This is a genomic window from Corynebacterium sp. (assembly GCF_012837295.1).
In the GTDB taxonomy this organism is placed as follows: Bacteria; Actinomycetota; Actinomycetes; order Mycobacteriales; family Mycobacteriaceae; genus Corynebacterium.
The window spans coordinates 1-6902 of the sequence record NZ_DURI01000353.1 but is presented as its reverse complement, the minus strand read 5'-3'; the positions used below and the strand labels follow the sequence as shown (position 1 = coordinate 6902).

The window sequence follows — 6902 nt, the reverse complement described above, 5'->3', positions numbered from 1 at the left end:
GCGGCGACGAGCACCTTCGAGGAGGAGGGGCTGCGCCGGGCCGTCATCCGCGCGATGCGCGCCTGCCACGACAAGTCCGCGTCGATGGGGCGCCCGGCGGGCAAGTGACCCACGCCCGCCCGTCGTAAAGCCAAGGCGGGTAGGAGATCTGCGGCAACGGTTCCGCGCGCGCCGCCCCCGGCCGACCACCCCGGGCGAATGCGCCCGAATTCGACCCTCCCGGCCTCCCGGGAGGGTTTTCGCAGATGACGGCGCGGAACGGGCCGCACGATGCCCTCGGGGCGCACCAGCACCAGAAGCAACGGTTGCCCCATTCGCGCCCTTGTATCGCATTGGCACCATCGATAACGGTAGGGTTTAGGAAGCGACCGCGTGTTCACAGTCTCTGCAGGAGGGGAAGCCTGCAGCGCGCGGAGTGCGTTGAAGGGAAAACGATAATGACGAATGCCGAGAACGGGACGTTTCTGACGGTGGCCGAGGTCGCCGAGATCATGCGGGTGTCGAAGATGACCGTGTACCGCCTGGTCCATGCCGGCGAGCTGCCGGCGGTGCGTGTCGGCCGTTCCTTCCGCGTCCACGAGAGCGCGGTCAAGACGTACCTGGACTCGTCCTTCTACGACGCCGGGTAAGTCCCCCTCGGGTCGTTCGCCGCGTTGCGCGCACGGTGGCGGGTGAGGGGCGTTTGACCCCGGCACCCGGCTCCCCGCTATGATTGACCCGATTGGCGCCCGACGCGCCCCATGATTCGCCCTCCGCCCTCCGGCGGAGATGGCGCCCGGGGCACCGCGTCGGTCGCGATAACCAGCACAGCAGTCAACGAATAGCGAGGTCGAGCCGATGGGTTCCGTCATCAAGAAGCGCCGCAAGCGCATGTCGAAGAAGAAGCACCGCAAGATGCTCCGACGCACCCGAGTGCAGCGCCGGAAGCTCGGCAAGTAGGTCACGGAGCGGGTTTTCCCGCTTCGAGGGCCCACGGCGCCCGTCCCACGTCACGTGGGGCGGGCGTTTCGCCGTTTCCGGGGAAGCGGCCCAGCGCATGTCGGAGGCATGGCGATTGCACGGCGGATGCATGCCCGATGCGCGGGTGAACGCCGATGCCGACCGGTATCGTCATGGGCATGTACCCGGAACCCGACCTCGAGTTCGTCGAGGACACGTGGTTCCCCGCCCTCGCCCCGCTGCACGACCATTGGTTTCGCGTGGAATTGCACGGCGGGGACCGCATCCCCGCCGATGGCCCCGTGATGATCGTCGCCAACCATTCCGGCAACCTGCCGGTTGACGCGATCATGACGCAGCTGTCGCTGCACCGGGGTTCGGGTCGGCTGCTGCGGTTGCTCGCGGGCGATGTCGCGTTTTCGCTGCCGGTGGTGTCGGAGCTGGCGTCGAAGGTCGGCGCGGTACGGGCCAGCCGGGATGCGGCGGGGAACCTGCTGGAGGCCGGCGAGATGGTCGGCGTGTTTCCGGAGGGCTACCGCGGCCTGGGCAAGCCGTACACCGAGCGGTATCAGCTGCAGGCCTTCGGCCGCGGCGGTTTCGCGGCGACCGCGCTGCGCCATGGTGCGCCGATCGTGCCGGTGGCCATCACCGGCGCGGAGGAGATCTACCCGCAGCTGGGCTCGGTGCTGCGAGGGTCGGCGCTGTTGGGGGCGGAGGGCATGAAGGCGTCGAACATCGGCCGGGCGGAGGGCGCCGCCCCGGTGGACGAGGCGCTGGAGTCGCTGGTGTGGGGCGTGGCCGACGTGCTGGCGGAGGGCGCGTCGACGCCGTTGAAGAACTTGCCCGGCTGGGCGTTGGGGGCGGAGGGCGCCGCCGAGCGGGCGGCGCTGCTCGAGCTGGTGCGCGACGTGGTGCTGTCGATCGCCCGCGGGCTGGGCATCCCGTACATTCCCACGACGCCGTTCTTCCCGTGGCTGGGCGCGGCCGGCGCGGTGCCGTTGCCGTCGAAGTGGCGCATCGACGTCCTCGATCCCGTCGAGCCGCGCGAGTGGGCCGAAACGTACCGGGCCGGGTTCATGGAGGATCCTCCGGAGGCTCCCGGGGCGGGGGAGGGCGCGTCCCCGCCGCTTCGGCTTGACGACGATCCCGTGTCCATCCTGGGGCTGTCCGACGAGATCAAGGGGCGCATCCAGGCCGCGCTGCTGCGCAATCTGCGGGAGCGCAAGAGCGCGTTCTACTGAGCGCGGCGCCGTCCGCCGGTTACGCGCGAGGCCCGCGGGCCCGTCGAGCGCGCAGTTGCGTCCACGCGAGGTATCCGCCGGCCGCGGATCCGCCCGCCGCGATCGCCATGACGCCCCAGCGGGCGGCGATGAACATGGTCCGGCGCAACCGGCGGTAGTCGCGGATGGACCACCCGCGTTCCTGCGCCACGCGGCGCAACCGGCGGTCGGGGTTGATGGCCACGGCGGTGCCCACCATCGACAGCATGGGAACGTCGTTGGCGGAGTCGGAGTACGCCGCGCACCGGGACAGGTCGAGCCCCGACGACGCCGCCAGCGCGGCGACCGCGTGCTTTTTGCCCGGCCCGTGGAGGATGTCGCCGACGAGACGGCCCGTGAACACGCCGTCCTCCACTTCGGCGACCGTGCCCAGCGCGCCGGTGAGCCCCAGGCGCCGCGCGATGATCTGCGCCAACTGCACCGGGGCGGCGGTGACCAGCCACACCTCCTGCCCTGACTGCAGGTGCAGGTCCGCCAGCTCGCGGGTGCCGGAGTAGACGCGGTCGCCGATGATCTCGTCGAAGATCTCCTCCGCCATCGCCCGGGTGTCGTCGACGTGGTGGCCCTTGATGAACGCCAGCGCCTGCTCGCGGGCCCCGGCGATGTCGTCGGGGTCCTCCGAACCGGAGACGCGGAACTTGATCTGCTTCCACAGCATCCCGGCCAGCTCGCGGTAGTCGAAGAATCCGCGCCGGGCCAGGCCCGCCCCGAACAGGAAAATCGACGCGCCCTGGACCAGCGTGTTGTCGACGTCGAAGAAGGCCGCCGCGCCGACGTCCTGCGGGATGTCCGGCGACGGCTCGGACAGCTTTTCCGCGCCCCCGGCCGCGTCGACCGCGCCGTGGACCGAGCGGAATCCGACCAGGAGCTCGTCCGATTCGATGCCGTAGACCTCGCTCATCGCCGCGAGGGCCGCCGCTTCGCCGGCGGCGCGCTGCGACTCCTGGTCCAGAGGGTGCAGCGCGACCGTCTCCAGGAAGTTGCGCACCGTGCCCTGCGAGGGCAGCAGCTCCGACAGGATGTCGCCGGGGAGCAGCGGCGGTCGATCGGATCCTGGAGTGAGCACTGCGGTGTCCTAAGCTTCGGGGAATTGCGCCGGACGGTCGAGCCGGGGCCGTGATTTCATCGTCCGATGGTTCGGTGGCCCGATTGTCCGGTGGCCCCTCGATGAAGGCGCCGGTGCGTTCATCGTATGCTTCCCCCGGCCCGCCCGCCGTCGGTCGACCATGTCGCGGGAAACGGCCCTGGTCCGCCCGCCCACGGCGGCGGAACGAGAAAAAGAGAACGACGAAAGGGGTGCCGGCATGTCCGTCGTCACGCTCATGACACGCGCGACCTGCGGCTCCTGCGCCCGCGTCGAGGCGCAGATCCGGCCCATCGCGGAACGGTTCGGCGCGGACGTCGAGGTCGTCGACGTCGACGCGGGCGACGGCGCGGATGCGGTGGAGTTCGGGGACCGGGTGCCGGTCGTGCTCGTCGACGGCGAGGAAATCGCCTGCTGGGAAATCGACGACGAGGACCTCGTCGACGCACTGAGCTGAAATTCCGGGATGGGGGAGGGGGCATTCGTTCCCGGACCGCCCCGGACTGCCCCGGATCCCCCCGGATCTGCGGTGAACGCGCGCCGCGCGGCGCCGCCACCGGGGCGACATGGGGGATGGGCGCGTTTGTGGAATATCCCCGCCACCGTCTACCGTTGTTGAAGATGATCCCACGGCAGGGGGCGGGCGCACAACGCCTGTCATGAGCCTAGGACACGGTGGAGATGGCTTCCGCACCGGGGTCGGCGCTTGGCGCCGTCGCCCCGGTTCACGCCGTTTTCACCCCGATCAAGATCCGCGCCGCGCCGGTGTCCGACCGCGTGGAACGCGCGGAAATCGAGATCCGGCCGCCGAAGTGCCACGCCGGATGGAGGAGGAACGGATAGCGGTGGTTATGCCGTGAGTGTGCTGCTCGTCGGGATGTCGCACAGGTCCGCGCCGGTGTCCATGCTGGAGCGGGTGTCCGTGGCCGACGCCGATCAGCCCAAGACCCTCGCCCGCCTCCTCGCAGAGGATGCGGTGTCCGAGGCGATGCTGGTCTCCACCTGCAACCGCGTCGAGTACTACGTCGCCGCCCGCGGCTTCCACGCCGGGCTGTCCGCCGTGGTCCGCGAAATCGTCGACCGCTCCGGCCTCGACGTCGATGAACTGACGCCGCACCTCTACGTCCGCTACGCGGAAGGCGCCGCCGAGCACATGCTCTCGGTCGCCTCCGGCCTGGACTCGATGGTGCTCGGCGAGCAGCAGATCATCGGCCAGATCCGCGCCGCGTACCAGGACGCCGACGAGCACGGCGCCGTCGGCCGCACCCTCCACGATCTCGCGCAGCGTTCGCTGCACACCGGCAAGCGCGTCCACTCGGAGACCGGCATCGACGAAGCCGGCGCCTCCATGGTGTCCGTCGCCGTGGACGAGGCGATCCGCGCGATCAACCCCGACTACCGGCCCGGCGATTCCGACGGCCTGGCCGGCCGCAACGCGCTGATCCTCGGCGCGGGGGCCATGAGCTCCCTGGCCGCCACGCATCTCGGGCGCGCGGGCGTCTCCCACATCACCGTCGCCAACCGCACCCTCGACCGCGCCGAGGTGCTGGCCGACCACGCCATCGAAGCGGGGATCCCCGCCCGGGGCATCTCGCTCGACGACTACCGCGAGGTTCTCGCCGACGTCGACATCCTGGTCACCGCCACCGGCGCCATGAGCCCGGTCGTGCGCGCCGACGACGTCCGCGACGCCGGCCCGCTGGCCATCGCCGACCTGTCCATGCCGCGCGACGTCGAAGAGGGCGTCGGCGAAATGCAGGGCATCGCGCTGTTCGACATCGAGCATCTGCAGATGACCTCCACCCGCGAGCTGGGCCGCGACGACGAGACCGCCGCCCGCGCCATCGTCGACGAGGAACTCGGCGGCTACCTGCAGGCGCAGCGCGCCCTCGAGGTCGCGCCGACCGTGAAGGCGCTGCGCGAGAAGGCCGCCGAGGTCGTCTCCGCGGAACTGCTGCGGCTGGAGGCCAAGACCCCGGGGCTCACCGAGCGCGAACGGCAGGAGGTCGGACGGACCGTGCGCCGGGTCGTCGACAAGCTCCTGCACGTGCCCACGATCCAGGTGAAGAAGCTGTCCGGCGAACCGGGCGGCACGTCCTACGCGCAGGCCCTGCAGCGCCTGTTCGACCTTCCGCTGTCCACGCCGCAGGCGCTGTACGCGGACACGGACATCCCCACCGACCTCATGGTGGGCAACCGCATGGGCCGCATGGGCGGCACCGCGGACATCGAGGGCATCATGCGACCCGGAACCGGAGGAAACCGTGGCTGACACCGACACCGACAACCGCAGCACCGACCAGACCGCCAGCGTGGCCGGCGACGACCGGCCCGTGATCCGCATCGGCACCCGCGGCTCGGAGCTGGCCACCACCCAGGCCGGCCACGTGCGCGATGCGCTGATCCGGATGGGACACGAGGCCGAGCTGGTGATCATCAAGACCGAGGGCGACGCCAACCGGCACGACCCGGTGGAGAAGATCGGCATCGGCGTGTTCACCCAGGCCCTGCGCCACGCGCTGCGCGAAGACGTGTGCGACATCGCCGTGCACTCCTTCAAGGACCTGCCCACCGCGCCGGAGGAGGACCTGATCATCGCCGCGGTGCCCCCGCGCGTCGACCCGCGCGAGGTTCTGGTCTCCCGCGGCAACGTGCGGCTGACCGACCTGCCGGAGGGCGCCAAGGTGGGCACCTCCGCCCCGCGCCGCGTGTCCCAGCTGCGTTCCGTGCGCCCCGACCTGGACATCCGCCCGCTGCGCGGCAACATCGAGACCCGCATGGGCCGCGTCGAGGACGACCTCGACGCCGTCGTGCTGGCCCGCGCCGGCCTGGACCGCACCGGCCGCCTCGACCGCGCCGCCGAGTCGCTCGACGTCGACGTGCTCATGCCCGCGCCCGCCCAGGGCGCGCTGGCCGTCGAGTGCCGTGCCGCGGACAAGCGCCTGGCGCTCATCGTCGGCCGGCTCGACGATCCCGCGTCGCACGCCCGGGCCCGCGCCGAGCGCGTCATCCTGTCTGAACTGCAGGCCGGCTGTACCGCGCCGGTCGCCGCGCATTCCGAGATCACGGACGACGGCAGCCTGGAGCTGACCGCCGGGGTCTTCGCCCTCGACGGTTCCCGCCGCCTGGTCGAGGCCGCTGTCGGCGCCCCGGAGGAGGCCGAGGAGATCGGCCGCGCCGTCGCCGCGCGCCTGCTGGAGCAGGGCGCCCACGACGTCATGGGCGACACCCTGCGTTGACCCGGGGGCCCGCGCCCCGCACCACGTCCCCGCCCCGAAACTCCGAGAAGAAAAGCAACGCCACCACGATGAGCACCCCTCGCACGACGCCCGCCGGACGCATCCTGTTCGTCGGCGCAGGCCCGGGCAACCCGGATCTGCTGACGCTGCGCGCCCGCGAAGTCCTCGCCGGCACCTCCGTCGCCTACGTCGACCCGGACGTGATGCCGGGCGTACGCGAACTCGTCGCCGCCGATCTCCCGGTGCCGGAAGAGGCCCTGCGCGAGGCCGAGGAGGCCTACGAGCGCCTGTGCGCCGACGCCAAGGCCTCCGGGTCGCGCCGCAAGCCGCCGCGCCCGGCGCCGCCGACGGCCGCCGACG

At 71.4% G+C, this 6902-nt stretch carries 9 protein-coding genes; 8 read left to right on the top strand and 1 reads right to left on the bottom strand.

The genetic code is table 11. The annotated features are described in order from the left end of the window. The first annotated feature begins 437 nt into the window (after positions 1–437). From GX015_RS11665 to GX015_RS11655, 3 genes are all read left to right on the top strand, one after another. Positions 438–629 (top strand): helix-turn-helix domain-containing protein, encoded by a 192-nt coding sequence (locus tag GX015_RS11665; RefSeq protein WP_035120050.1) that lies wholly within the window; start codon positions 438–440, stop codon positions 627–629. Positions 630–837: 208 nt separating this feature from the next. After that, positions 838–939, top strand: coding sequence for an AURKAIP1/COX24 domain-containing protein (locus tag GX015_RS11660; RefSeq protein WP_003855542.1), 102 nt, complete (start codon positions 838–840; stop codon positions 937–939). 179 nt (positions 940–1118) lie between these two features. Further along, the gene (locus GX015_RS11655; protein WP_291345327.1) at positions 1119–2180 is read left to right on the top strand and encodes a lysophospholipid acyltransferase family protein; all 1062 of its coding nucleotides are present in this window, start codon (positions 1119–1121) and stop codon (positions 2178–2180) included. Between the two features lie 19 nt (positions 2181–2199). On the opposite strand, the gene GX015_RS11650 is transcribed toward GX015_RS11655, so the two are convergent. Then, positions 2200–3255, bottom strand: coding sequence for an HAD family phosphatase (locus GX015_RS11650; RefSeq protein ID WP_291345329.1), 1056 nt, complete (start codon positions 3253–3255; stop codon positions 2200–2202). Positions 3256–3523: 268 nt separating this feature from the next. Here GX015_RS11650 and GX015_RS11645 point away from each other — a divergent pair, with 268 nt between their 5' ends. The 5 genes from GX015_RS11645 to GX015_RS11625 form a co-directional block, all read left to right on the top strand. Then, complete coding sequence (locus tag GX015_RS11645) at positions 3524–3760, top strand: glutaredoxin family protein (RefSeq protein WP_291345326.1); 237 nt, start codon at positions 3524–3526, stop codon at positions 3758–3760. A gap of 224 nt (positions 3761–3984) precedes the next feature. Then, positions 3985–4146, top strand: coding sequence for a hypothetical protein (locus GX015_RS11640; protein ID WP_291345325.1), 162 nt, complete (start codon positions 3985–3987; stop codon positions 4144–4146). A gap of 13 nt (positions 4147–4159) precedes the next feature. Further along, the gene (locus GX015_RS11635) at positions 4160–5575 is read left to right on the top strand and encodes a glutamyl-tRNA reductase (protein ID WP_291345324.1); all 1416 of its coding nucleotides are present in this window, start codon (positions 4160–4162) and stop codon (positions 5573–5575) included. 61 nt (positions 5576–5636) lie between these two features. Then, positions 5637–6542 (top strand): hydroxymethylbilane synthase, encoded by a 906-nt coding sequence (gene hemC, locus GX015_RS11630; protein ID WP_291345328.1) that lies wholly within the window; start codon positions 5637–5639, stop codon positions 6540–6542. A gap of 68 nt (positions 6543–6610) precedes the next feature. Continuing rightward, the coding region (locus GX015_RS11625) for an SAM-dependent methyltransferase (protein ID WP_291345323.1) at positions 6611–6902 on the top strand (292 nt) is incomplete at its 3' end.